This window comes from Thioclava atlantica (assembly GCF_000737065.1).
In the GTDB taxonomy this organism is placed as follows: domain Bacteria; phylum Pseudomonadota; class Alphaproteobacteria; order Rhodobacterales; family Rhodobacteraceae; genus Thioclava; species Thioclava atlantica.
The window spans coordinates 46,842-70,957 of the sequence record NZ_AQRC01000013.1 but is presented as its reverse complement, the minus strand read 5'-3'; the positions used below and the strand labels follow the sequence as shown (position 1 = coordinate 70,957).

The following is a 24,116-nucleotide window of genomic DNA, read 5'->3' as shown; positions in this document are numbered from 1 at the left end:
CCTGCGCATGCGGGAAACGAAACGCCCCGTTGCGCGCCGGGCGCCGAAGCCCTATGTGAGCGCCATGGCAAAGAACCGCTTCTCTTCGGGCTCCGGCCCCTCGAACCGTCAGCTCCGCATGGGCGAGCTGATCCGCCGCACGCTGGCGGACCTCCTGACGCGCGCCGAGGTGCATGATCCCGATCTCAACCGGATCTCGGTCACGGTGGGCGAGGTGCGCTGCTCGCCCGATCTCAAGGTGGCGACGGCCTATGTCACGCCGCTGGGCGGCGAGCATGGCGAGGAGCTGATCGCGGCGCTCGCGCGCAACAAGGGCGAGTTGCGCCGGCTTCTCGGCAAGGAAATGACCTCGAAATACGTGCCCGACCTGCGCTTCCGCCTCGACGAGACCTATGACCGTCTCGACGAGACACGGCGGCTGTTCTCCGACGAAACGGTGCAGCGCGACATTGCCGCGCGCGAGGACGATGACGAGGATCTGGACTGAGATATCCTGCGCGGGGCTTCTGACCCTGTTCGCGGCGCCCGCCTTCGCGCAGGCGCCCTGCCGGGACCTGAGCTTCGACGGCGCGGGCTATACGGTCTGCGAGGTGGCGGCCGGGGCCGATCTGCGGATGTATCTCAACGATCCCGACGGCAATCTGATCGGCACGCCGGAGCGGCTGAGTGAACTCGTGCCCGCAGGTGAGCATCTCGTCTTCGCGATGAATGCGGGGATGTATCACCCCGATCGCGCGCCGGTGGGGCTCTTCGTCGAGGACGGACAGGAACTACACCGGATCGTCACCTCGGAGGGGCCGGGGAATTTCGGGCTGCTGCCCAACGGGGTCTTCTGCATCGGCGAGACCTTCGCGGTGATCGAATCGCGCGCCTTCGCCGCCGATCCGCCTGCGTGCCGCTATGCCTCGCAGTCGGGTCCGATGCTGGTGATCGACGGAGACCTGCATCCGAAGTTCCTCGCCGACGGCACGTCGAAGCATATCCGAAACGGGGTGGGGGTGTCCGAGGACGGGCAGACGGCCTGGTTCGCGATTTCCGATCAGCCCGTGACCTTCCATGCATTCGCGCGGCTCTTTCGCGACGAGCTTGGCGCGCGCAACGCGCTCTATTTCGACGGCAAGGTCTCGCGCCTCACCGTGCCGTCGCAGGGACGCGAGGATCTGGGCCTGCCGATGGGGCCGATCGTGGCGCTGATCGCGCCCGGCGCGCCGGAGGGTGCACCCGCCAATTGACGCAGAGGCCCGCTTGGGCTAGCAGGCGCGGCTCGAAGGCGAAAGGAGGCATCATGGCTCGCAAGAAGGGACGCGACATTTCCGGCTGGCTGATCGTGGACAAGCCCGCGGGCGTCACCTCGACGGCGGTCGTGAACAAGGTCCGCTGGGCCCTGGGCGCGAAGAAGGCGGGCCATGCGGGCACGCTCGACCCGGCCGCGACGGGGGTTCTGGCGGTCGCGCTCGGCGAGGCCACGAAAACCGTGCCCTTCATCACCGATGCGCTCAAATGCTACCGGTTCCAGGTTCGGCTCGGACAGGCGACGAAGACCGACGATGCCGAGGGCGAGGTCATCGAATCCTCCGATCAGCGGCCCACCGATGACGAGATCCGCGCCGCGCTGCCCTTGTTCGAGGGCGATATCGAACAGGTTCCGCCGCAGTTTTCCGCCGTGAAGGTCGATGGCGAACGTGCCTATACGCTGGCGCGCGCGGGCGAGGAGATGGAGCTTGCCGCGCGCCCGCTCTATGTCGAGAGCCTGACGATGATCTCGCGCCCCGATGCCGATACGGTCGAGCTGGAGATGGTGTGCGGCAAGGGCGGTTATGTGCGCTCGATCGCGCGCGACCTCGGGCGCGAGCTTGGCTGTCTGGGGCATGTGCTCTGGCTGCGCCGGGAATGGTCGGGGCCCTTCGAGGCGAGCGACGGGATCGGGCTCGACGAGATCGACGCGCTCGCGAAGACGCCCGAACTGGATGAGAAGCTGCTGCCGCTCGAACTCGGGCTCGACGATCTGCCCGAACTCAAGGCGACGCCCGAGGGGGTGGTGCGGCTCAGGAACGGCAATCCCGGCATGGTTCTGCCCGGCGAAGCGGACTGGGGCGAGGAGGCCTGGGTGAGTTTCGAGGGCAAACCGGTGGCAGTCGGGATCTACAAATCCGGCGAGGTTCACCCGAGCCGTGTCTTCAATCTTTGACCTGCCCCTTCGACTTGGTCCAAATATCCCCGCCGGAGGAGACCCCGGGGCCAGGGGCGCGGCGACAGGGAAGGGAGAGCGATGATCACGCGTGAACACGTCAAGGGCGATGCGCCGTCGGTCGCGGTCTATTCGGATTGCGAACACTACCGCTATCTGCTGACCCGCGTCTGGGACCCTGCTGGGCCGCGGGCGCTCTTCATCATGCTCAACCCGTCTACTGCGACCGAGGTGCAGAACGACCCGACCGTCGAGCGCTGCGAACGCCGGGCGCGCACGCTGGGCTTCGGCGCCTTCCGGGTGACCAACATCTTCGCCTACCGCGCCACGGATCCGAAGGTGATGCGCGCGCAACCCGATCCGGTGGGGCCCGCGAATGACGCCGCGATCCTCGACAGCCTGGACTGGGCGGGCGGTTCCGGCGACCGGATCATCTGTGCCTGGGGCGCGCATGGCGCTCATCTCGCTCGCGGGGCAGCGGTGGCGCAACTGCTGCGCGCGACCGGGCGCGATTTGCACCATCTCGGGCTGACCAAGGCTGGAGAGCCGAAACATCCGCTCTACATCGCCTATGATCGACAGCCCGAGCCGTGGGGGCTGGCGGCCCCCTGATCGTGGCGGCGGTCGAGGCGGGAGGGTCGTCATCCGCGCGGTCGTGACGCGGAAGACCCGAGTGTGGGGGATATCCGGCTTATCGCTGCCGGGCAGGCGACGGCTGTTGGCGCCGCGTGGCTCTGCAAAATAAGGCTTTTCTTCACGTCGATTCGCGTCTATATGCCCGCATCCGCCCTGCTCGGGGCGGTGCTATGGACCTTGCTGGACGACATCCCGGCTCGTGCCCCAACCCTCAATCAAGGAGATCCCGATGTCGATCACTGTCGAAGACAAGAACGCGCTGATCAAGGAATACGGCACCAAGGAAGGCGACACCGGTTCGCCGGAAGTCCAGGTCGCGATCCTTTCGAAGCGCATCGCCAACCTCACCGAGCACTTCAAAGAGCACAAGAAGGACAACCACTCGCGTCGTGGTCTTCTGATGCTCGTCGCGCAGCGCCGCAAGCTGCTCGACTACCTGAAGGGCAAGGACGAAGCCCGCTACCAGTCGCTGATCGAGCGTCTCGGCCTGCGTCGCTGATTCCTTCCTGATCGGAATTCCGAACGCCCGCCTCTTCGCCGAGGCGGGCGTTTTCCGTTCCGGACCCCGGAACGAGGTCGAAAATTCAAGAAGGCGAATGGGCCAAATTGCTCATATTCGGCCGCTGATCGGCCAAAATAACTCCTCAAAAAATGCGAATAGACCAAAGTTGCGGGCTGGGCGGTCAAAACGCCCAAACTTGCTTCGGTTTTGCAGGTTTTTGTGAAAAAACCGCGCGAACTGAACAGAGGAGGAGTTCATGCAAATCGGTGTTTGGATCAGTCTGGCGCTCTATTTCGTGCTGATGCTGGCGATCGGTGTCTATGCGTGGCGCAAGTCCACGTCGAATTCCGAGGAATACATGCTGGGCGGGCGCAGCCTGCCGCCGTCGGTCGCGGCGCTTTCGGCCGGGGCGTCGGACATGAGCGGCTGGTTGCTTCTGGGCCTGCCCGGCGCACTCTACGTCTCGGGTCTCACCCAGAACTGGATCGGGATCGGGCTGTTCGTCGGCGCGCTTCTGAACTGGATCATCGTCGCGCCGCGCCTGCGCGAGCAGACCGAGCGCTATGACAATGCGCTCACCATTCCCGGCTTTCTCGGCAACCGTTTCCCGAGCCAGGCGGCGCTTCTGCGGCTCGTCTCGGCGGTGATCATCGTGATCTTCTTCGCCGTCTATACCGCCTCCGGTCTCGTGGGGGGCGGCAAGCTCTTCGCCTCCGCTTTCGGCGGCAGCTACATGACGGGCGTGATCCTCACCCTCGGCATCGTGCTGGTCTATACCGTGATCGGCGGCTTCCTCGCGGTGAGCCTCACCGATTTCGTGCAGGGCTGCATCATGATGCTGGCGCTGGTCATCATGCCGATCGTGATCCTGACCACCGGGCAGGGCGCCGGCGTGGATCAGGCCGCGAACCGGCTGACGACGATCGACCCGAATTACCTGTCGATGACGCATGGCCTGACCGCGGTGGGCTGGCTTTCCGCGGTGGCCTGGGGGCTCGGCTATTTCGGTCAGCCGCATATCATCGTGCGCTTCATGGCGGTGCGCTCGGTCGCGGATGTGCCGAAGGCGCGCAATATCGGCATGGGCTGGATGGCGATCTCGCTCGCGGGTGCGATCGCGGTCGGGATCTTCGGACGGGCCTATGCCGAGCGCAACGGTCTGAACGTGGCCGACCCGGAGACGATCTTCATCATCCTGTCGAACCTGCTCTTCCATCCGCTGGTGACCGGCTTCCTCTATGCCGCGCTTCTCGCCGCGATCATGTCGACCGTGTCGAGCCAGCTTCTGGTCTCTTCCTCCTCGCTGACCGAGGACTTCTACCGGATGGTGCTGAACCGCAAGGCGAGCGACCGGCAGCTCGTTCTGGTGGGGCGTCTGGCGGTGATGGCCGTCGGCATCGCGGCAGTAATCATCGCGAGCAATCCCGACAGCAAGGTTCTGGGGCTCGTCTCGAACGCCTGGGCGGGCTTCGGCGCGGCTTTCGGTCCGCTGATCATCCTGTCACTGACCTGGAAACGGATGACGGGTCTCGGTGGCGTGGCGGGGCTGATCGTCGGCGCGGGCACCGTGATCGTCTGGATCGCGCTTGGCTACAATTCGTCCTTCATGGGCGGGCCCGGCATCTACGAGATCATCCCCGGCTTCATCGCCGCCTTCGCCGCGATCGTGGGGGTGAGCCTGATCACCCCCGACCGGGGCGAGTTCCGCGCACTGAACTGAACGCGGACACGGCAAACTCAGAGCGCCCGTCCCGAAAGGGGCGGGCGTCTTGCGTCGCTCTATCGAGCTGCGACGACCATTTGCGCAAATCCCTCGGGTCGGTAGCGAACGAAAGCCTCCGGGCCTTTCGGATCGATCTCGTAAAGGTGTGGTCGTCCAGCCAGATAGGGGCGCCAACGCTTTTCGGGCAGCTTGCTGATCAACACGCCATGGGTATGCTTCATCGCGAGCGAAAGATCCGCGATCTTCATGCCGCGACCTTCCTTGCTGTGCTGGGCGATGACCTGCCTGATCTTCTGGTCGAGCGTCAGGTCGCATGCCGAAGGCGATGCTTGAAGTTGGGGCTTGCTCGCGACTGCACCGATCACCTCCAGCCCCTTTTCCCGCAGGCGGGTCGCGAGATGGGTGAAGTCGCCATCCGAGCTTGCGATGACGAACCGTTCGGCGAGACCTTCATAGGCAAGTTCCAGCGCGTCGAGCGCCAGTAAGACATCGCCCGCGTTCTTGCCTGTTCCCGAATGGACGAGGCGGATCGAGGGCGTATCGCTCCAACTCTTGATCCGCGTGACGTCCCCATAAGCGCGGCGAACGAAGGCGCCAGAGGCGATCTTGAGGATCTGTGGCGCGAAGCTGGCGGGCATGTTCTCGCCGTCGATATAAAGGGCTGTCGGTTTGCTCATGAGGCTTTGGCCGAGAATTCTTGTTGCAATGCCTCAGCGTGTCCCGCCAATCGGGCCAGAATAGGGCAAGGCCCCATTTTCTCCTCTCGGACTCTTCGCTTCCCAAAACCCTTCAATTCCTGTATGGCGCCCCCATCTGAGACGTGACGCCTTGAGCCCCCGGGCGCGTGCAAGAGGATGAGGGGGCGGCGGCAATGGGGTCGCCATTCAAATCGGGAGACACGGGATGGGCCCGTGAGTGCTCCCAGACAGGATACGCTAGATGTTCAATGTTGTTAAAAAATCCATCCAGTGGGGCGAAGAGACGCTGACGCTGGAAACCGGCAAGGTTGCCCGTCAGGCCGACGGCTCGGTCATCGCCACGCTGGGCGAGACGAGCGTCATGGCCAACGTGACCTTCGCCAAGGAGCCGAAGCCGGGTCAGGACTTCTTCCCGCTCACGGTTCACTACCAGGAAAAATACTATGCCGCCGGCAAGGTGCCGGGTGGCTTCTTCAAGCGCGAAGCCCGTCCGTCCGAGAAAGAGACGCTGACGGCGCGCCTGATCGACCGTCCGTGCCGTCCGCTCTTCGTGGAAGGCTTCAAGCACGAAGTGCTGGTGATGTGTACCGTGCTCTCGCACGATCTCGTCAACGAGCCCGACGTCGTCGCGATGATCGCGGCTTCGGCCGCGCTGACCATTTCGGGCGTGCCCTTCATGGGTCCGATCGCCGCGGCGCGCGTGGGCTTTGCGGATGGTGAATACATCCTCAACCCCGAAGTCGACGACATGACCAAGCTGCGCGAGAATCCCGAGCAGCGCCTCGACCTCGTTGTCGCGGGCACCAAGGACGCCGTGATGATGGTGGAATCGGAAGCTTACGAGCTGACCGAAGCCGAGATGCTGGGCGCCGTCAAATTCGGCCATGAAGCGATGCAGCCGGTGCTCGACCTGATCATCGACCTCGCCGAAGCCGCCGCGAAAGAACCCTTCGACTTCACCCCGCCGGATTACTCGGCGATGCTCGAGGTGGTCAAAGGCCTCGGCGAAGAGAAGATGCGCGCCGCCTACGCGATCACCGACAAGCAGGAGCGTGTCGCCGCCGTGGCCGCCGCGAAGGCGGAGATCAAGGCTCAGCTCACCGAGGAGCAGCTCGAGGACCCGACCCTCGGCACCGCGATGAAGAAGCTCGAATCGGCCGTGCTGCGTGGCGACGTCGTGAAGAACGGCCGCCGCATCGACGGTCGTGCGCTCGACGAGGTGCGTCCGATCGTGGCCGAGACCGGCATCCTGCCGCGCACCCACGGTTCGTCGCTCTTCACTCGCGGCGAGACCCAGGCGCTGGTCGTGACCACGCTGGGCACGGGCGATGACGAACAGATCATCGACGCGCTGCATGGCAACTTCCGCTCGAACTTCCTGCTGCATTACAACTTCCCGCCCTACTCGGTCGGCGAAGTGGGCCGCGTGGGTTCGCCCGGCCGTCGCGAGATCGGCCACGGCAAGCTCGCCTGGCGCGCGCTGCAGGCGGTTCTCCCGGCCGCGACCGACTTCCCCTACACGATCCGCGTCGTCTCCGAGATCACGGAATCGAACGGTTCCTCGTCCATGGCTTCGGTCTGCGGCGGCTCGCTGTCGATGATGGATGCGGGCGTTCCGCTGAAATCCGCGGTCGCGGGTGTCGCGATGGGTCTGGTGCTGGAAGATGACGGTTCCTGGGCCGTGCTGACCGACATCCTCGGCGACGAGGATCACCTCGGCGACATGGACTTCAAAGTCGCGGGTACCGCGGACGGCATCACCTCGCTGCAGATGGACATCAAGGTCGCGGGCATCACCCCGGAGATCATGGAGAAAGCCCTCGAGCAGGCCAAGGCCGGCCGGATGCACATCCTGGGCGAGATGAACAAGGCGCTCTCCGAGGGCCGTTCGGAATTCTCCGCTCATGCTCCGCGCATCGAGACGATGCAGATCCCGACCGACAAGATCCGTGAAGTGATCGGTTCGGGCGGCAAGGTGATCCGCGAGATCGTCGAGGTGTCGGGCGCCAAGGTCGACATCAACGACGACGGCGTGATCAAGATCGCTTCGGCCAATGGCGACGCCATCCAGAAGGCTTACGACATGATCCACGCGATCGTGGCCGAGCCCGAAGAAGGCCAGATCTACACCGGCAAGGTGGTGAAGCTGGTCGATTTCGGCGCCTTCGTGAACTTCTTCGGCAAGCGTGACGGCCTCGTCCACGTCTCCCAGATCGCCAACAAGCGCCTGAACCACCCGAGCGACGTGCTCAAGGAAGGTCAGGAAGTGAAGGTGAAACTCCTGGGCTTCGACGATCGCGGCAAGGTGCGCCTCGGCATGAAGATGGTCGATCAGGAAACCGGCGAGGAAATCGCGCCGGAGAAGAAGGAAGAGAAGGCCGACTGATCTCGGCTTTCGACAAAGCGTTCGCCCGGGGCTATGGTCCCGGGCGTTTTCATTTGAGACCTTTGGGGCATCCAGGGCATGGCCAATCGGGTTACCATCGTCACCGTCGCGTATAACAGCGAAGAGGTCCTTCCGCAGATGCTGGCCTCGGTGCCCGCCGACGTGCCGGTGATCGTGGTCGATAACGCCTCACGCGATGCGGCGGCGACGAAAACCATCGTCGACAAGGCGGGGGGCCAGTATCTCCGCTCCGAGAAAAACCTCGGCTTCGGCGGAGGATGCAATCTCGGTGCGGCGCGCGCCGATGGCGACTTCTTGCTGTTCCTGAACCCGGATGCACGACTGGAAGAGGGCGCGCTCGAGGCTCTGCTCGCCGCCGCGGAGCGCTACCCCGATTGCGTCGCGATGAATCCGCGCATCAAGGGGCGCAACGGCCGGGCCTATTTCAAGCGCCGCTCGGTCCTGCTGCCCCGCGATGCCTACCTGCCGCGCGGCTGGCCCGATACGGACCGTGAGGTGCCGGTGCTGACCGGAGCGGCGTTTTTCGTGCGCAGATCGGAGTTCGACGCGGTGGGCGGCTTCGACGAAAAGATATTCCTTTATCACGAGGATGACGATCTGAGCCTGAGGCTGGCGCAGCGGGGCAAGCTGTTTTTCGTCAGGGAGGCGGTCGTCTTTCACGAAGAGGGGCATTCCTCGGAACGCAGCGTCGAAGGCGCGCGGTTCAAGGCGCGCCATCTCGGGCGCAGCCGGGTCTATGCCTTGAGGAAACACGGGCGTCCGCACCCGTTTCTCGGCTCTTTCCTGGCCGCACTCGGCCAGCTTCTGTCGCCCGAAAACCTCCTGTCCCGGCGGAAACGCGCGAAGCAGGTTGCCTTCCTGAGGGGCGTCTCAGATATGAGGTACAAGGGCATTTCGACGGGCGATTTTTCCGGTCGCTGACAAGTGGAGCGCGGGTGCCGAGATAAGGTGCCCCCACTCTGGAAGGTGAAACGCTAGTTTGTGGATGGACTGGCTCACCATAGACCATTCGCGTCGAGCAAGGGAGCGAGATCGCCGCGTGTGAGATGGGCCGATGGACCTATCAGCAAGGTGCGACCCCTGATTTCTCGTGTCCTCGAAAATCAACTGACAACGCGTTCAGAAATGAGGGCTTCCGGGCGGAATGTCTGCACCAGAATTGGTTGCTGACCCTTGAGGATGCGGGAAAAATTCGAACGTGTGGGATGAATTCAACAACGGCGACCAGTGAGCCACCGCGATCATTGACAAGGCGCCGATCGTGCTGAGACAATCGGACGATGTCACCAACCCGTAACCCTGAGCGGAACCGGAAAACCACGCCGAAGAGCGTTCCAGGTTCGGAGATCAGATCAAGGTTGGTGCGGACGCTACATCACGCTGAAGCATCTCGCGGGGGCAGAGGAGCTGCCAGGGCGATCTCGCTATACGCTCCGATCGCCCAGCTCCAGTGGTCAGACATGTCGAGGCCGGGGGTGAGTTCGAAGCGGGCCATGCGGCCGACGGTTTCGACAGGTTTCACGAGCCGCTCGACCTTGTGGTATTTCCGGCGATCGACGTAATCGTCGAAGAGGATCGTGACGGGCCTGGTGATCCGCAGGGCTGCGGTGACGAGGCAGGCCACGCGCAGCCGGCCGTCGATCAGGATCAGGTCGGGATGCGCGAAATCCTCCCGGTCCCAGACCGCGAGCGGATAGCGGTGAAACCGTGCGAAGGCTTCGGGCCCGAGCGGGCGGCCCCAGTCGCCGACCGGCCCGATATCGACATGCACGATCCGCGCGCGGTCTTCGAGCTCGGCGGCGGCAAGCGACGCGCGCATCATCCTTGCCCAGGCGGGATCGGATTCGACGCTTGTCACCCGCTTGCCGAGGCGGGCGGCGAGGAGGGTCGAGCCGCCGCTGCCATATTCCAGGATCACCTGCGCTTTTTCATACGCCCCGCGCAGGTACTCCCGCACCTCCCCGGGGAAGGTCAGTTCGGGCTCGGAGGCTGGCGGCTGCGGATCGCGCGTCATCTGGAAAACGGCCTGACAAAAGAAAGACGCCCCGGAGGGTAGTCCGGGGCGTCTCGATGCGAAAGGGGATGCGAAGATCAGTCCTGCGCTCTCACCGTGCGCAGATAGGGCAGCTTCACGTCCACCTCACCGAATTTCTCCTTCGCCTCGTCGGTCGAGACCGAGAGCGCGACGATCACATCCTGGCCGGGCACCCAGTTCGCGGGCGTCGCGAAGGGCACGCCATCGGTGGCCTGCACGGCGTCGAGCGCGCGCAGGATCTCGGCGAAGTTGCGGCCGACCGACATCGGGTAGGACATGGTCAACCGCACCTTCTTGTCCGGGCCGATGATGAAGACGGTGCGCACGGAGGCCGAATCCGCGGCGGTGCGGCCGTCGGGCATGTAGGCGTCGGCGGGCAGCATGTCATAGGCTTTCGACACGGCGAGAGAGGTGTCGTCGATGATCGGGAAATTCGCCGGGACGCCCGCGACGGTTTCGATATCGGCTTTCCATTTCACGTGCTCTTCCACCGAATCGACCGAGACGCCGATCACCTTGGTGTTGCGCTTCTCGAATTCGGGGGCGAGTTGGGCCACGGCGCCGAATTCGGTGGTGCAGACCGGGGTGAAGTCCTTCGGGTGCGAGAACAGGATCGCGTAGCTATCGCCGATCCAGTCGTGGAACTTGATCTCGCCCGCGGTCGAATCCGCGGTGAAGTCGGGGGCGACGTCGTTGATGCGCAGGCCCATGGGTAACCTCCTGTCGATGAAAAGATTTGGCTCACACGCGATATAGGCGATCGCGACAGGTCCTTCCAGCGGCATCGCGGGGAGTTCATTTTCACGATGCAAAGGCTTGCTCTTGCGCAGGGGGAGTGAGAGGCTCCGCGGCGAACACACGCTGGAGGCGAGAATGATCGAGAAGCGCGAATTCTACATCGACGGGCAATGGGTCGCGCCGCAGGCGGCGCGCGATTACCAGGTGATCGACCCAGCGACGGAAGATCCCTGCGCGGTGATCTCGCTGGGCGATCAGGCCGATACCGATGCCGCCGTGGCCGCGGCGAAGGCCGCGCTGCCGGGATGGCGCGCGACGGATCCGGCCGAGCGGATCGCGGCCGTGGAGCGGATCGCGAAGATCTATGACGAGCGCGCCGACGAGATGGCGCAGGCGATCAGCCTCGAGATGGGCGCGCCGATCGATCTCGCACGCCGCAACCAGTGCGGCGCGGGCGCCTATCACATCGCGAACTTCATCGACGCGGCGAAGGAATTCGACTGGGTGCATCCGCTGGGCGACGGCACGCCGGGCGCGATGATCTCCTATGAGGCGGTGGGCGTCGTGGGGCTGATCACGCCGTGGAACTGGCCGATGAACCAGGTCACGCTGAAGGTGATCCCGGCGATCCTCGCAGGGTGCACGATGGTTCTCAAGCCATCCGAGGAAGCGCCGCTCTCGTCGCTGCTCTTCGCCGAGATCGTGGATGCGGCGGGGCTGCCCAAGGGCGTGTTCAACCTCGTCAATGGGGACGGGCTCGGCGTGGGCACGCAGCTCTCGACCCATCCCGATGTCGAGATGATCTCCTTCACCGGCTCGACCCGCGCGGGCCGCGCGATCTCGAAGGCGGCGGCCGACACGCTCAAGCGCGTGACGCTGGAGCTGGGCGGCAAGGGCGCGAACCTCGTCTTTGCCGATGCGGATGACGACGCGGTTGCGCGCGGCGTGCGCCATTGCTTCCAGAATTCCGGTCAGAGCTGCAACGCGCCGACCCGGATGCTGGTCGAGCGCGGGGCCTATGACCGCGCGGTGGAGATCGCGCGCAAGACCGCCGAAGAGACCCAGGTCGCAAGCCCCCGCGAAGCGGGCAAGCATATCGGTCCGGTGATCAACAAGGCGCAGTTCGACAAGATCCAGGGGCTGATCGAGACGGGGATCGCGGAAGGCGCGACGCTTCTGGCGGGCGGCCCGGGCCGGCCCGAGCATCTCAATCGGGGCTTCTATGTCCGGCCGACGGTCTTTGCCGATTGCACGCCGGAGATGACGATCATGAACGAGGAGATCTTCGGGCCCGTCCTGTCGATCATGCCCTTCGATTCCGAGGAGCAGGCGGTCGAGGTGGCCAATGCCACGCCCTACGGCCTGACCAACTATGTCCAGTCCGGCGACGGCGCCCGCCGCAACCGGCTGGCGCGCGCGCTGCGCTCGGGCATGGTCGAGATGAACGGGCAGGACCGCGGCAAGGGCGCGCCTTTCGGCGGCGTTGGCGCCTCGGGACGGGCGCGTGAGGGCGGCCGTTGGGGGATCGAGGAATTCTGCGACGTGAAGTCGATCTCGGGCTGGGCCGAATAAGGGGCTCCGCCCCCGGCGCTCCGCGCCTCCCCCGGGGTATTTTCATCTAGGTGAAGAGGGGCGGTTGCGCAGGCGGCCGCCCTTCGACATTATCGCGCGGCTTTTGGATTTGGAGGGAGAGATGGCGTTCACGCTGGCGACCTGGAACATCAACTCGGTGCGGCTGCGGCAGGGGCTCGTGAGCAAGCTGATGACCGAAGAGATGCCCGATGTGCTCTGCTTGCAGGAATGCAAGAGCCCGGTCGAGAAGATCCCGCTCGAGGTGTTCCGCGCGCTTGGCTACACCCACATGGTTGCGCGCGGCCAGAAGGGCTATAACGGCGTCGCGATCCTCTCCAAGCTGCCCCTCGAAGAGGTGGGAGCGCATGATTTCGCCGATCTCGGCCATGCGCGCCATGTCGCGGCACGGCTCGAGAACGGGGTGACGATCCACAATTTCTACGTGCCCGCGGGCGGCGATGTGCCCGATCGCGAGGTGAACGAGAAATTCGGCCAGAAGCTCGACTACCTGACGCAGATGCGGGATCATTTCCATGCCGAGACGCCCGAGAAGGCGATCCTCGTAGGCGATCTCAACATCGCGCCGCGCGAAGACGACGTGTGGAGCCACAAGCAGCTTCTCAAGATCGTTTCGCATACCCCGATCGAGGTCGAGCATCTGGGAGAGACGATGGATGCGGGCAAATGGGTCGACGTGACGCGCAAGGACATCCCCGAGGGCAAGCTCTATTCGTGGTGGAGCTACCGGGCGCGCGACTGGGACGCGGCGGACAAGGGGCGGCGGCTCGACCATGTCTGGGCGACGCCCGATATCGCGAACGCGGCGCATTCCTCGCGGATCCTGCGCGCGGTGCGGGGCTGGGAGCAGCCCTCCGATCACGCGCCGGTCTTCGCGAGTTTCGATTTATGAACGGGGGGCGGCGGAGCTGCCGAGCCCGCGGGATTGAGTTTGGACGGGGGCTGTCCATATAGGGAACGAAACCTCCGCATCTGAGGAGACGGACATGCTGGAACTTGGTGGTAATCAGAACGCCGCGCCGAAAGGCGAATACGTGAAGGAAGTGACCGAGGCCAATTTCATGGCCGAGGTGATCGAGAAGTCGCAGGAAGTCCCGGTCATCGTGGATTTCTGGGCGCCCTGGTGCGGCCCGTGCCGCCAGCTGGGCCCGGCGCTCGAGGCCGAGGTGAACGCCGCGAAGGGCGCGGTCGTCATGGCGAAGGTCAATGTCGACGAGAACCAGATGATCGCGGGCCAGCTGCGCATCCAGTCGATCCCGACCGTCTATGCCTTCTGGCAGGGCCAGCCGGTGGATGGGTTCCAGGGCGCGCTGCCGGGCTCGGAGATCAAGAAATTCGTGGCCAAGGTGATCGAGGCCGCGGGCGGGGACGCCAGCGGCGGGCTCGACGAGGCGCTCGAGGCGGCCGAGGCGATGCTGGCCGAGGGGGCGGCGGCGGATGCTGCCGAAACCTTCGCCGCGATCATCGGCGAAGACGACCAGAACGCGGCTGCCTATGGCGGGCTGATCCGTGCCCATGTCGCGGCCGGCGCTCTCGATCAGGCCGAGCAGGCTCTGGCCGGCGTGCCTGCGCCGCTCGCGACCTCCGCTCCGGTCGAGGCGGCGCGCGCGCAGCTCGATCTGGCGAAACAGGCCGAGGAGGCGGGGCCGCTCGACGATCTGGGCGCGAGGCTCGAGGCCGATCCCGACGACCATCAGGCGCGGTTCGATTACGCGCAGGCGCTCTATGCGGCGGGCGATGCCGAGGAGGCCGTCGATCAGCTGCTCGAGCTGTTCCGGCGCGATCGCGAGTGGAACGAGGGCGCGGCCAAGACGCAGCTCTTCAAGATCTTCGATGCGCTCAAGCCGAACGATCCGGTCGTTGCCAAGGGCCGTCGCCGGTTGTCGTCGATGATATTTGCCTGAGGCGAGGGGCGCGCTAGTTCCTTGCGAATGTTGAAGCAAGGCGATCTGCCGGACACGATCCCGCTCTTTCCCCTGCCCGGAGCACTTCTGCTGCCCCGGGCCCGTTTGCCGTTGCACATCTTCGAGCCGCGCTATCTGCAGATGATCGAGGATTGCATGAAGACCCGGACGCGGCTGATCGGAATGATCCAGCCGCTCAAGGGCCCCGAGGGTCAGCGTCATCTCAACGCGATCGGCTGCGCGGGCCGCCTGACCGGGTTCTCGGAGACCGAGGACGGGCGCTACATGATCACCCTCTCGGGGATCTCGCGCTATCGGCTGCTGCGCGAGGTGGAGGGGTTCACGCCCTATATCCGCGCCGAGGTGTCCTGGGCCGGCTTCGAGCGCGATCTTGGCCCGGCCGAGCACGATGGGGGCTTCGACCGCGACACGTTCCTCGACCTGCTGGCGAAGTTCTTCGCCTCTCAGGGGCTTGATACCGATTGGCAGGCCCTCAAGGACGCGGATGACGAGTTGCTGATCAATTCGCTCGGCATGCTGTTGCCGCTCGAGCCGGAAGACAAGCAGGCGCTTCTCGAGGCGCCCTGTCTCTCGACCCGGCGCGAGACGCTGGTCACCCTGATCGAATATGCGCTGCATGGCGGCGGAGAGGAGCAGTTGCAATGAGCGATGCCGAAGACGAGATGCCGGAAAAGCCGCTCTTCGACCGGCACATGCTCGAGGCTCTGGTCTGCCCGATCACCCATGCGGTGCTGAAATACGACGCCGAGAAGCAGGAGCTGATCTCGCAGCCCGCAAAGCTCGCCTTCCCGATCCGGGGCGGCATCCCGATCCTGCTCGAGGATGAGGCGCGCCGGCTCGACGCCTAGAGCGCGCGCCCCTGCAACAGGCGGGGCAGGGGGCCCGAGAGCCCCGCGGCCTGCCGCATGAAGCCCCGGCGCAGACCGGGCATCGCCTGAACGATGCCCATCCCGAGATCGCGGCCCGCGCGCAGCAGCGGGTTGTCGTTCGAGAACAGCTTGTTGACCGTATCCATGCCGAGCGCGAGCGAGGTGGAGTCGAAGCGCCGCCAGCCCTGGTAACGCTCGAGCACGTCGAGCGCCCCGATATCCTCGCCGCGGCGCTGCGCCTCGACGAGAATCTCGCCCAGCGCGGCCACGTCGCGCAGGCCCAGGTTGAGGCCTTGCCCCGCGATCGGATGCACGCCATGCGCCGCATCCCCCACCAGCGCGATACGCGGTGCGACATAGGATTTCGCGAGCGTCAGGTTCAGCGGATAGCTGAAACGCGGGCCTGCGAGTTCGATCTCGCCGAGAAAATCCCCGAAGCGCGGCCGCAGCACGGCGAGGAAATCCTCGTCATCGAGCGCGGCGATGGTCCTCGCGTTCTCGTTCGTCTCGCTCCAGACGATGGAGGAACGATTGCCCTTGAGCGGCAGGATCGCGAGCGGACCGGTCGGCATGAAGAACTGATGGGCGATGCCGTGATGCGGCTTCTCATGCGCGATCGCGGCGACGAGCGCGGTCTGCCCGTAATCCCAACCCTCGCGGGTGATCCCGGCCCGTTCCGCCACGCCCGAGCGGCGGCCATCGGCGCCGACGAGGAGCTTCGCGCAGAGTTCGCGCCCGTCCGAGAGGCTCACCACGACGCCACCCGGTTCGATCCGCTGGCCGGTGACCTGGGTCTCGTGCAGGAGCGTGATCCGGTCGCTTGCCTCCATCGCGTCGATGAAGGCGCGGTAGAGGAAACGGTCCTCGAGCATGTAGCCGACCGGGGCCTGATCGAGTTCGCGCGCGTCGAAATGGAGAAAGAACGGCGCGGCGCCTTCGCCGGCATGGCCGTCGCTCGCCTTGACCTCCATCATCGGCTGCGCCTGTTCGGACAGTCCGTCCCAGATCCCGATCGCGGCGAGCAGTTTCTGCGAGGCGACCGCAAGCGCATAGGCGCGCCCGTCGAAGGCCTCGGTTGCCCGCTCGCGTGCGGGGGCCGCATCGACAAGCGTGACCGAGAGCCCGGCCGAGGCCAGCGCGAGTGCGAGCGCGGGGCCGTTGAGCCCGCCGCCGGCGATGAGAATGTCGGTATCGTGCTTCATGCGGCTTACTATGGCGCGGCATGCGGGATTGTCCATGCGCGGGAGTGTCGCTAGCGTGACGCGACCGGGACAGGGAGGCGGGCATGGATTGGCGTCTGGCAGGAGCAGTGGAGCAGGGGCGGGCGATCGCCGCGGGCGAGCTCGATCTGGTCGAACTGACCGAGGCCTATCTGGAAGCGGCGGCAGAGGCGCCCGACATCTACGCGAGGCTGACCGCGCAGCGCGCCCGCGACGAGGCGATGTCCGCGCATGAGCGTGCCAAGGACGGGCTGAGGCGCGGGTCGCTCGACGGGGTGGCGCTGAGCTGGAAGGACCTCTTCGACACGGCCGGGGTCGCGACCGAATCCGGCTCGCGGCTGCTCAAGGGACGGATCCCCGATGCCGATGCCGACGTTCTCGTGCAGGCGACGCTGGGCGGGTCGGTCTGCCTCGGCAAGACGCATATGACCGAGCTTGCCTTTTCGGGGCTCGGCGTGAACCCGATGACGGCGACGCCGGGCAATATCCACGATCCCAAACGTGCGCCGGGTGGCTCGTCTTCGGGGGCGGCCCTGTCGGTCGCGCGCGGGCTCGCAGCCGCGGCGGTCGGGTCGGATACCGGCGGTTCGGTGCGGATCCCTTCGGCCTGGAACGATCTCGTGGGGCTGAAGACGACGCATGGTCGGGTCTCGACGCGCGGTGTGGTGCCGCTCTGCCGACGCTTCGACACGGTCGGGCCGATCGCGCGCAATGTCGAGGATTGCGCCCATGTGCTGGCGCTTCTCGAGGGGCGGACGGCCCCCGACCTGCGCGAGGCCAGTCTCGACGGAATGCGGCTTCTGGTCCTCGAAGGGCTCCCCTTCGAGGGCACGCGCGAAAAACCGGTCCAGGGGTTCGAGAGGGCGGTCGAGCGGCTGGCCCGTGCCGGCGCGGTGATCGAGAGCCGCGGCCTGCCGATGGTTCGGCCCGCGATGGATCTCTCGGGCGTGCTCTTCGCGCCCGAAGCCTATGGCGAGTGGAAGCACGAGATCGAAGCCGCGCCGGAGAAGATGTATCCGCTCATCCTCGAACGCTTCCGCAGCGGGCGCGACGTGCTGGCGTCGGATTACGCGGCGGGCTGGCACGCGCTCGAAGCCTACCGGGCGCAATATCTCGAGGCGGTGGCGGAATACGATGCGGTGCTCGTGCCGACCGCGCCGATCGAGCCGCCCGATATCGAGCGGCTGCTTTCGGACCGGGCCTATTTCGAGACCGAGAACCTTCTGGCGCTGCGCAATACCCGCCTCGGCAACATCTTCGGGCTCTGCGTTCTCACGCTGCCCACGGGGGTCGCATCCTGCGGGATTTCGCTGATGGGGCGCCCGATGGAGGAAGACCGCCTGCTGCGGCTCGGGATCGCGGCCGAATCGGCGCTTGCCTGAAAATATCACACAGTGCCACGTCAACCCGCTCTGAGCGCTGTCTTTTTCTGGACGAAAGCCCGCGGCTTTTGTAACCTTGCCCGTAATAAGGGGCGTCATAGACCCCAATCATGAGGCACAGATGGATTTTCCCGAGCGGTTTTCGAACCTGCCCGAATACGCATTCCCGCGGCTGCGGGCGCTACTTGATTCGCATGAACCGGGTGGCGAAGTGCTGGCCATGTCCATCGGCGAGCCGCGTCACCCCATGCCCGGCTTCGTGGGTGAGGTGATCGCGCAAAGCCTTGGGGAATTTGCGAAATATCCGGCAAATGACGGGACGCCAGAACTTCTGGACGCGATTTCCGGCTGGCTGAAGCGGCGCTTCGAGGTCGCGATCGGGCCGGAGCGGATCATGGCGCTCAACGGCACCCGCGAAGGGCTCTACAACGCCGCGATGGCGCTCTCGCCCGAGAAAAAGCGCGGCATGCAGCCGGTCATCCTGATCCCGAACCCGTTCTATCAGGTCTATGCGGTGGCCGCCGCCGCGGTGGGGGCCGAGCCGGTCTTCGTGCCCGCGGCTGCCGAGACGGGCTTCCTGCCCGATTACGCCGGACTGCCCGCCGAGATTCTCGATCGCACGACGGTGGCCTATCTCTGCTCGCCCTCGAACCCGCAGGGCGCGGTCGCGTCGCGCGCCTATCTGGCCGAGCTGCTGCATCTGGCCGAGAAGCACGATTTCATCATCTTCGCCGACGAATGCTATTCCGAGATCTGGCGCGAGGCGCCCCCGCCCGGCGCGGCGCAGGTCGCGGCCGAGGAAGGGATCGACCCGGAGCGCGTGGTGATCTTCCACTCGCTCTCGAAGCGGTCGAACCTGCCGGGGCTGCGCTCGGGCTTCGTCGCCGCGGGTCCCGAGAGCATCAAGCATATCCGCCGCCTGCGCGCCTATTCCGGCGCGCCGCTGCCCCAGCCGCTGCAACGTGTCGCCGAACGCGCCTGGGCCGACGAGGCGCATGTCGAGGAAAACCGCCGCCTCTATGTCGAGAAATTCGCGATCGCGGGCGAGATTTTCGCCGGTGTGCCGCGCTTTCAGCTGCCCGAGGGCGGCTTCTTCCTCTGGCTCCCGGTTGAGGACGGAGAGGCGGCGGCGCTCAAGCTGTGGCGCGAGACGGGGATCCGCGTTCTGCCGGGCGCCTATCTCGCGCGCGAGGTGGACGGGGACAATCCGGGCAAGACATTTATCAGGGTGGCCATGGTCGCCCCAAAAGAAGAAACGCAGCGGGGGCTCACCGAGCTTCGCGACTGCCTTTACGGTTGAGGACGGTAGGCAATGGCATCTTATCAGGTACGACAGCGCGACCCGCTTTTCGATCAGGACACGCAGGCGATCCTCGAACGCCGCGGCAAGGAGCTGGCGGGGGTCATCATGGCCCTCCTCGGCGTGCTGGCGGCGATGATGCTGTTTTCCTACACGCCCGAGGATCCGAGCTGGATGGCCGCCTCCGACGGGCCGGTGCATAACTGGCTCGGGCGGATCGGTGCGGGGATCGCCTCGCCGCTTTTCGTCATCGTCGGGCATGGTGCCTGGCTGATCCCGGCGGCGCTGCTGGTCTGGGGCGGGCGGATGATCACCCATCGCGGCGAGGAACGCCTCGTCGGCCGGATCATCTTCTTCCCGATCTCGGTCGCCGTCGCCTCGGTCTATGCGGCCCTTCTGGTGCCGGGCGATCAATGGGGGCAGGCTTTCGGGCTGGGCGGCCATTTCGGCGACATGATCGCGGGCACCCTGCTGGGCATCGTGCCGGTCTCGGGCACGATCGGGCTGAAACTGCTCTCGCTGCTGCTGGCCGTGGGGATGCTGGCGATGGCGGCCTACGTTCTCGGCTTCACCAAGCCCGAACTGCGCGCCATCACGCGGTTCATGTGGCTCGGCACGGTGGCCGTCTATGTCGGGCTGATGAATCTGCTGGGCCGCAGCGCGTCGGCCTCGGTGCAGGGCGCGCGCGCGGCTGCGGAACGGGCGCGCCAGCGCCGTGCGGAGGCGGCCGAGCGGGCCGCGGAAATCGCCGCATGGGAAGAACAGCAAGCGATGCCCTCGGGCCATTGGGCCCCCGAGGCGGAGCCCGCGCGCGGCTCGTTCCTGTCGCGGATCCGCCGCCCTGCCGAGCCCTATTTCGACGGGTACGATCCCGGGCCCGAGCTTTTCGAGACTGACCTCCATTGGGACGAGAGCGCACCCGCAGCACCGAGTGAAGACCGGATCCGCGCGCGCATCGCGCAGGCGGTGGAGAACCGCAAGAGCGCTGCGGTGGTTCCCGATTACGCACCCGAACCGGCGCCCGAGCTAGCCCATGACATGCCTGCCGCGATGCACGAGCCCGAACCGCCCAAGGCGTCGGCCTCGGTGCTGGCGGCGGTCGCGAAACGGCTCGCGCGGGCCCCGCGCCAGCCGCAGGTGGTCCATCCCGAACCGCCGCTGCGCGCCCAGCCCGCCCTGCGTGCGGAGCCGCCGCTTCAGGCCAGGCCGCGCTTCATGCCGAATGCGGCGCCCGAGGGTCCCGCGCGGGACGAGGCGGGGCATGACTGGACCCATCCGGACTGGTCCGCACCCGATGCCGAACCGGAGGCGGAGAACCTGCGCACCGACCATTTCTACGGCGGTCATCCCGAATCCTACGACGATCGCGGGACCCCCTACTGGGTCGAGGACGAGGAGGCGTATGACGCGGCCTACGAGCCCGACGACGTGCCTCAGATCCCGGCTTCCGCCCGCGGCCTCGACCGTCAGGTGATCAAGGAGGCGCCTGCCAAGCGCGTCGTGCAGGCGGCCCAGAAGCCGATCGCGCCGTCGCGCCGCGCCCAGGAAGAGGCGCAGCCCGCGCTCGCGTTCGAGCCGCAGCCCTCGCAGCCCTACGAGGCGCCGCCGCTGTCGCTGCTCACCAACCCCGCGACGATCCAGCGCCACCAGCTCTCCGACGAGGCGCTCGAGGAGAACGCACGGATGCTCGAAACCGTGCTCGACGATTACGGCGTCAAGGGCGAGATCGTCTCGGTCCGCCCCGGCCCGGTGGTCACGATGTATGAGCTGGAACCCGCGCCGGGCCTGAAGGCAAGCCGCGTGATCGGCCTGGCCGACGACATCGCGCGCTCGATGTCGGCGCTGTCGGCGCGTGTGTCCACCGTGCCGGGCCGTTCGGTGATCGGGATCGAACTGCCCAACGATCACCGCGAGAAGGTCGTGCTGCGCGAGATCCTTTCGGCGCGCGATTTCGGCGATGCGAACATGAAGCTGCCGCTGGCTCTGGGCAAGACGATCGGCGGCGAGCCGATCGTGACGAACCTCGCGAAGATGCCCCACTTGCTGATCGCGGGCACCACGGGCTCGGGCAAGTCGGTGGCGATCAACACGATGATCCTGTCGCTGCTCTATCGCCTCACGCCCGAGGAATGCCGTCTGATCATGATCGATCCGAAGATGCTGGAACTGTCGGTCTATGACGGCATCCCGCATCTGCTGAGCCCGGTCGTGACCGATCCGAAGAAGGCGGTGGTGGCGCTCAAATGGGTGGTCTCCGAGATGGAGGACCGTTACCGCAAGATGTCCAAGATGGGCGTGCGCAACATCGAGGGCTACAACGGCCGCGTGAAGGAAAGCCTCGCAAAAGGCGAGATGTTCAAGCGCACCGTGCAGACGGGCTTCGACGAGGAGACCGGCGAGCCGATCTTTGAGACCGAGGAATTCCAGCCCAAGCCCTTCCCCTATATCGTCGTCATCGTCGACGAGATGGCCGACCTGATGATGGTGGCGGGCAAGGAGATCGAGGCCTGCATCCAGCGTCTGGCACAGATGGCGCGGGCGAGCGGCATCCACCTGATCATGGCCACGCAGCGCCCCTCGGTCGATGTCATCACCGGCACGATCAAGGCGAACTTCCCGACCCGGATCTCCTTCCAGGTCACCTCGAAGATCGACAGCCGCACGATCCTGGGCGAGCAGGGCGCCGAGCAGCTCCTCGGCATGGGCGACATGCTCTACATGGCGGGCGGCGGCAAGATCACCCGCTGCCACGGGCCCTTCGTCTCGGATGAAGAGGTCGAAGAAATCGTCAACCATCTCAAGAGCTTCGGTCCGCCGGAATACATGTCGGGCGTGGTCGAAGGGCCGGATGACGACACCGCCTCGGATATCGACGCGGTGCTCGGCCTGAACACCGGCGGCAATACCGGGGGCGAGGATGCGCTCTACGATCAGGCGGTCGCGATCGTGATCAAGGATCGCAAATGCTCGACCTCCTACATCCAGCGCAAGCTGGGCATCGGCTACAACAAGGCCGCGCGTCTGGTGGAGCAGATGGAGGATCAGGGCGTCGTCTCGGCCGCCAACCATGTCGGCAAGCGCGAGATCCTCGTTCCGGAGCAGTAACGGCCCGAACGATGATACGCGCGAAAGCGCCGATCGGATCCGGAAGCCCCGTCCGCGCGTTGCGGCGGGGCTTTCTCTTTTTCACGGAGCACCTAAATCTATGGGCATGAAACAGATCCGCATCCTGCTCGCCGCGATCTTCTCGCTGGCGCTCGCGCTTCCGGCCTCGGCCGCGAAGCTGTCGCTGGCCGAGATCTCGGCCTATCTCAACAGCCTGCAATCGGCCTCCTCCGATTTCACCCAGGTCAATTCCGACGGTTCGGTCTCGACGGGCAAGCTTTTCATCAAGCGCCCGGGACGGGCCCGCTTCCAGTATGACAACAACAATCTGCTGGTTCTGGCCTCGGCCAACAGGGTGGCGGTGTTCGATCCGAAGTCGAACCAGCCGCCCGAGCAGTATCCGCTCACGAAAACGCCGCTCAACCTGATCCTCGCGCGCCAGATCGACCTGAGCCGGTCGAACATGGTGACCGGCTACCGGAGCGACGGGTCGAACACGATCGTGACCGCGCAGGATCCGCAGCATCCCGAATACGGGACGATCCAGCTCGTCTTCTCGGAAGGGCCGGTGACGCTCAAGCAATGGGTGATCACCGACGAGAGCGGTCAGAAGACCTCGACGATCCTTAAGAACCTCAAGACCGGCGGCAACTTTGGTCAGCTGATGTTCTCGATCGACGCCGAACTGGCGCGCCGCCGCTGATCAGCGGCGGCAGGTCTCGAGCTGGATGTCATACATCTGCGCGCGTGCCGCGACCCGGTTGGCCACCGCCAGCAGCCAGGATTTCGAACGGTGCGATCCGCGCGCGAAGCCGGTGCGACCTTCGTGATAGGCCAGATACTGGTCGCGCGCGTCGGTCTTCGGAATGCCGAGCTTCTGCGTGGTGCCGTCCATGTACCAGCCCATGAAATCGGTCGCGTCCGAGATCTTGTTGCGCCGCGCGCCGAAGCGACGGGTATCCTTGCGGTATTCCTCCCAGGTCGCGTCGAGAGCCTGGCTGTAGCCAAAGGCCGAGCTCTGGCGCCCGAGCGGAATGATGCCGAGGGCGAAGCGAAGCGGCGTCTTGGCGTTGCCGTCGAATCGGCTCTCCTGGTGGATCGTCGCCATCTGGACGGCGACGGGAACGCCCCAGCGGGCTTCGGTTCGACGCATTGCGGAGAAATATTGCGGGCGTTCGCGGATGATCGCGCAGGCGTCATCGAGGTTGCGGGGCGGCTTTTGCGGGCCGCCGCAGGCGGCGACCACCAGCACGAGGCCAAGGGCGAGGAATTTTTTCATACTGCTCTACTTTGCTCTGACGGCTCGTTTTCCCGCATTCTATGCATTTTCGGCCGGTTCGGAAACCGTTAAGGAGCACAGATATCGGCACTGTCCCGCCTAGCCCGACAATCTGTTTCCGGCAATATTTGGGCGCGAAAGTGGACAGACCGGGGCACGAGTACTTAGATAAGAAGAAAGAAAGGGTTCTCATGTACGCGACACAGGCGAAATATCACATCGGACAGGTGGTGCGGCATCGCAAACACCCGTTTCGGGGTGTCGTTTTCGATGTCGATCCGACCTTTTCCAATTCGCAGGAATGGTATGAGGCAATCCCCGAGGAGGCGCGGCCCTCCAAGGACCAGCCCTTCTACCATCTTCTCGCCGAGAATGACGAAAGCTATTACGTGGCCTACGTATCCGAGCAGAACCTCGTCGCGGATTTCTCCGGCGAGCCGGTGACCCATCCGGACCTGCCCGATCTCTTTGGCGATTTCGACGACGGGTGCTATTCGCTCCAGTTCACGCTCAACTGAG

At 65.4% G+C, this 24,116-nt stretch carries 23 protein-coding genes; 18 read left to right on the top strand and 5 right to left on the bottom strand.

Annotated elements, in window-relative coordinates; translation table 11 throughout:
* Nucleotides 1-64: 64 nt before the first annotated feature.
* The 6 genes from rbfA to putP all read left to right on the top strand — a co-directional run bounded on the left by rbfA (nt 65) and on the right by putP (nt 5,046).
* Nucleotides 65-487, top strand: coding sequence for a 30S ribosome-binding factor RbfA (rbfA, locus tag DW2_RS14885; RefSeq protein WP_038147933.1), 423 nt, complete (start codon nt 65-67; stop codon nt 485-487).
* Nucleotides 468-1,232 carry a phosphodiester glycosidase family protein gene (locus tag DW2_RS14880; protein WP_038147864.1) on the top strand — a complete coding sequence of 255 codons (765 nt, stop codon included), beginning with the start codon at nt 468-470 and terminating at the stop codon, nt 1,230-1,232. Before rbfA ends, DW2_RS14880 begins: the two co-directional genes overlap by 20 nt.
* Before the next feature lie 53 nt (nt 1,233-1,285).
* The gene (gene truB / locus DW2_RS14875) at nt 1,286-2,188 is read left to right on the top strand and encodes a tRNA pseudouridine(55) synthase TruB (protein WP_038147863.1); all 903 of its coding nucleotides are present in this window, start codon (nt 1,286-1,288) and stop codon (nt 2,186-2,188) included.
* An 81-nt stretch (nt 2,189-2,269) separates the two neighbouring features.
* Nucleotides 2,270-2,800 carry a DUF1643 domain-containing protein gene (locus DW2_RS14870; RefSeq protein WP_038147862.1) on the top strand — a complete coding sequence of 177 codons (531 nt, stop codon included), beginning with the start codon at nt 2,270-2,272 and terminating at the stop codon, nt 2,798-2,800.
* A 253-nt stretch (nt 2,801-3,053) separates the two neighbouring features.
* Nucleotides 3,054-3,323 carry a 30S ribosomal protein S15 gene (rpsO, locus tag DW2_RS14865; RefSeq protein ID WP_038147861.1) on the top strand — a complete coding sequence of 90 codons (270 nt, stop codon included), beginning with the start codon at nt 3,054-3,056 and terminating at the stop codon, nt 3,321-3,323.
* Nucleotides 3,324-3,582: 259 nt separating this feature from the next.
* Nucleotides 3,583-5,046, top strand: a complete 1,464-nt coding sequence (putP, locus tag DW2_RS14860) for a sodium/proline symporter PutP (RefSeq protein ID WP_038147860.1) — start codon at nt 3,583-3,585, stop codon at nt 5,044-5,046.
* A gap of 59 nt (nt 5,047-5,105) precedes the next feature.
* Here putP and DW2_RS14855 read toward each other — a convergent pair whose 3' ends face one another.
* Nucleotides 5,106-5,726, bottom strand: coding sequence for an NYN domain-containing protein (locus DW2_RS14855; RefSeq protein WP_038147859.1), 621 nt, complete (start codon nt 5,724-5,726; stop codon nt 5,106-5,108).
* A 262-nt stretch (nt 5,727-5,988) separates the two neighbouring features.
* Between DW2_RS14855 and pnp the strand changes: the two genes are divergently transcribed.
* Both pnp and DW2_RS14845 read left to right on the top strand, forming a co-directional pair.
* The gene (gene pnp, locus DW2_RS14850; protein ID WP_038147858.1) at nt 5,989-8,133 is read left to right on the top strand and encodes a polyribonucleotide nucleotidyltransferase; all 2,145 of its coding nucleotides are present in this window, start codon (nt 5,989-5,991) and stop codon (nt 8,131-8,133) included.
* Nucleotides 8,134-8,211: 78 nt separating this feature from the next.
* On the top strand, nt 8,212-9,075 hold the full coding sequence (locus tag DW2_RS14845) for a glycosyltransferase family 2 protein (protein ID WP_038147857.1): 864 nt from the start codon (nt 8,212-8,214) through the stop codon (nt 9,073-9,075).
* Nucleotides 9,076-9,529: 454 nt separating this feature from the next.
* Here the strand turns inward: DW2_RS14845 and DW2_RS14840 are convergent, their stop codons facing one another.
* A complete protein-coding gene (locus DW2_RS14840) occupies nt 9,530-10,168 on the bottom strand; it encodes an O-methyltransferase (RefSeq protein WP_202900122.1) in 639 nt (212 codons plus the stop codon).
* Nucleotides 10,169-10,245: 77 nt separating this feature from the next.
* Entirely contained in the window at nt 10,246-10,899 is a 654-nt protein-coding gene (locus DW2_RS14835) for a peroxiredoxin (RefSeq protein WP_038147856.1), read from the bottom strand.
* A gap of 163 nt (nt 10,900-11,062) precedes the next feature.
* Between DW2_RS14835 and DW2_RS14830 the strand changes: the two genes are divergently transcribed.
* The 5 genes from DW2_RS14830 (at nt 11,063) to DW2_RS14810 (ending at nt 15,290) form a co-directional block, all read left to right on the top strand.
* On the top strand, nt 11,063-12,499 hold the full coding sequence (locus DW2_RS14830; RefSeq protein ID WP_038147855.1) for an aldehyde dehydrogenase family protein: 1,437 nt from the start codon (nt 11,063-11,065) through the stop codon (nt 12,497-12,499).
* Nucleotides 12,500-12,620: 121 nt separating this feature from the next.
* Entirely contained in the window at nt 12,621-13,409 is a 789-nt protein-coding gene (locus tag DW2_RS14825; RefSeq protein WP_038147854.1) for an exodeoxyribonuclease III, read from the top strand.
* A gap of 94 nt (nt 13,410-13,503) precedes the next feature.
* Nucleotides 13,504-14,421 (top strand): thioredoxin family protein, encoded by a 918-nt coding sequence (locus DW2_RS14820; protein ID WP_038147853.1) that lies wholly within the window; start codon nt 13,504-13,506, stop codon nt 14,419-14,421.
* A 27-nt stretch (nt 14,422-14,448) separates the two neighbouring features.
* Nucleotides 14,449-15,087 (top strand): LON peptidase substrate-binding domain-containing protein, encoded by a 639-nt coding sequence (locus DW2_RS14815; RefSeq protein ID WP_038147852.1) that lies wholly within the window; start codon nt 14,449-14,451, stop codon nt 15,085-15,087.
* Entirely contained in the window at nt 15,084-15,290 is a 207-nt protein-coding gene (locus DW2_RS14810; protein WP_038147851.1) for a Trm112 family protein, read from the top strand. The genes DW2_RS14815 and DW2_RS14810 overlap by 4 nt, the downstream gene beginning before the upstream one ends.
* On the opposite strand, the gene DW2_RS14805 is transcribed toward DW2_RS14810, so the two are convergent.
* Complete coding sequence (locus tag DW2_RS14805) at nt 15,287-16,549, bottom strand: FAD-dependent monooxygenase (protein ID WP_051856140.1); 1,263 nt, start codon at nt 16,547-16,549, stop codon at nt 15,287-15,289. The two genes, DW2_RS14810 and DW2_RS14805, sit on opposite strands and share 4 nt — an antisense overlap.
* A gap of 47 nt (nt 16,550-16,596) precedes the next feature.
* Here DW2_RS14805 and DW2_RS14800 point away from each other — a divergent pair, with 47 nt between their 5' ends.
* The 4 genes from DW2_RS14800 to DW2_RS14785 all read left to right on the top strand — a co-directional run bounded on the left by DW2_RS14800 (nt 16,597) and on the right by DW2_RS14785 (nt 23,021).
* Nucleotides 16,597-17,913: an amidase gene (locus DW2_RS14800; RefSeq protein WP_038147849.1), complete on the top strand. Its 1,317-nt coding sequence runs from the start codon at nt 16,597-16,599 to the stop codon at nt 17,911-17,913.
* Between the two features lie 121 nt (nt 17,914-18,034).
* On the top strand, nt 18,035-19,213 hold the full coding sequence (locus DW2_RS14795) for an aminotransferase class I/II-fold pyridoxal phosphate-dependent enzyme (protein ID WP_038147848.1): 1,179 nt from the start codon (nt 18,035-18,037) through the stop codon (nt 19,211-19,213).
* A 12-nt stretch (nt 19,214-19,225) separates the two neighbouring features.
* Entirely contained in the window at nt 19,226-22,318 is a 3,093-nt protein-coding gene (locus DW2_RS14790) for a DNA translocase FtsK (protein ID WP_038147847.1), read from the top strand.
* Between the two features lie 106 nt (nt 22,319-22,424).
* A complete protein-coding gene (locus tag DW2_RS14785) occupies nt 22,425-23,021 on the top strand; it encodes a LolA family protein (RefSeq protein ID WP_038147931.1) in 597 nt (198 codons plus the stop codon).
* Here DW2_RS14785 and DW2_RS14780 read toward each other — a convergent pair whose 3' ends face one another.
* Entirely contained in the window at nt 23,022-23,597 is a 576-nt protein-coding gene (locus tag DW2_RS14780) for a transglycosylase SLT domain-containing protein (protein WP_038147846.1), read from the bottom strand.
* A gap of 191 nt (nt 23,598-23,788) precedes the next feature.
* Between DW2_RS14780 and hspQ the strand changes: the two genes are divergently transcribed.
* Nucleotides 23,789-24,115: a heat shock protein HspQ gene (gene hspQ, locus DW2_RS14775; RefSeq protein ID WP_038147845.1), complete on the top strand. Its 327-nt coding sequence runs from the start codon at nt 23,789-23,791 to the stop codon at nt 24,113-24,115.
* Nucleotide 24,116: the final 1 nt, after the last annotated feature.